Here is a 1,398-nt window from a genome sequence, read left to right as displayed (position 1 = left end):
CTTTATCGTTATTTAAAGCATATAAAATGTAATCGTAAGAAAGTCCAGTGATATCCAAATATTGTTCCAGTTCAAAATCGATATACGGATCAGAAATTCTAGATATACTTTGCTCTAATAAACTTAGTTTTTGTTCTTTAGGCAAAAGCTGGATTGCTCCTTTAACAAAAGAATACGCTTCATTTGACCGATCTAACGTAATTTTTTCATTATTTATGTAAAGACAAAGCTCTTGATCATCTATTTCAATTCCCGTTAAACGATTTGCTGTGACACACTGTAAAGCTTCATACTTACTTCTATTTTCTGAATTAGGAGCATCAAAAACTTTTTTTAAAATGTTACCAAAATTTTCAAAAAAAACTTTTTTAGCTAGTGCTGGAAAAATAAGCATTGTCTTAAGTATAGGTGTAGGATTTTTCAATACCGTTACAGATTTCATATTTAATAAATCTATATAGATATTTAATAAATCTATATAAGTGTGTTTTTCATTATTAAAATGTTTACTGAGAAAAGTATATAAAGCTTGCTCAAGATTTTTTGGATTCTCTAGTTGCAATTTATTTATCAAGTTAGAAAGACGTGATTCTTCCTTCCATTCTTCATCTTTTTCCAAAATAGAAAGAATATTATACAAAACTTTTGCATTACTTTGTTCTGCTACTTTTTCAAATAAATTTTTATGATTTTTAGAGAAAATCTCAAAAACTTTATCAAAAACACCTGAATCGCCAAGATCAGAAAGATAATTTAAGATTTCAGTGAGCCTTTTTTCATTGTTTTTAAAAGACAGGAATACGCAGTTTAGCGCATCGGGAGTATTTATTAAGCTTCTTAAAATGTTACCAAAATTTTCAGAAAAAACTTTTTTAGCTAGTTCTGGAAAAATAAGCATTGTCTTAAGTATAGGGCTTTTCAATAGCGTTCCAGATTCCATATTTAATAAATCTATATAGATATTTAATAAATCTATATAAGAAGTGAGTTTTTCATTGTTAAAATGTTTACTGAGAAAAGTACATAAAGCTTGCTCAAGATTTTTTGGATTATTCATTTGCAAGTTACTTATCAAGCTAGAAAGACGTGCTTCTTCCTTCCATTCTTCATCTTTTTCCAAAACAGAAAAAATATGATACAAAAGTTTTGCATTACTTTGTGCTGCTATTCTTTGTAATAAAAATAAATTAAAATAATCATTTTTAGAGAAAACCTCAAAAACTTTATCAAAATTATCTGAATCACCAAGATCAGAAAAATAATTTAAGATTTCAGTAAGCACTTTTTTATTGTCTTGAAAAGACAGGAATACGCAGTTCAGCGCATCGGGAGTATTTATTAAGCTACTTAAAAAATCGAAAGCTTCTTTTTTGTAGAACTTGCTGGGGTCGTCTAAGT

The 1,398-nt window shown here is 27.8% G+C and carries 1 protein-coding gene; it reads right to left on the bottom strand.

Going from position 1 to position 1,398, the window contains the following annotated elements; translation table 11 throughout:
• The coding region (locus K737_RS00080; protein ID WP_152530991.1) for a hypothetical protein at window positions 1–1,120 on the bottom strand (1,120 nt) is incomplete at its 3' end.
• Window positions 1,121–1,398: the final 278 nt, after the last annotated feature.

The organism is Holospora undulata HU1, from assembly GCF_000388175.3.
Classification (GTDB): Bacteria; Pseudomonadota; Alphaproteobacteria; order Holosporales; family Holosporaceae; genus Holospora; species Holospora undulata_A.
This window is presented reverse-complemented; position numbering and strand designations above follow the sequence as displayed.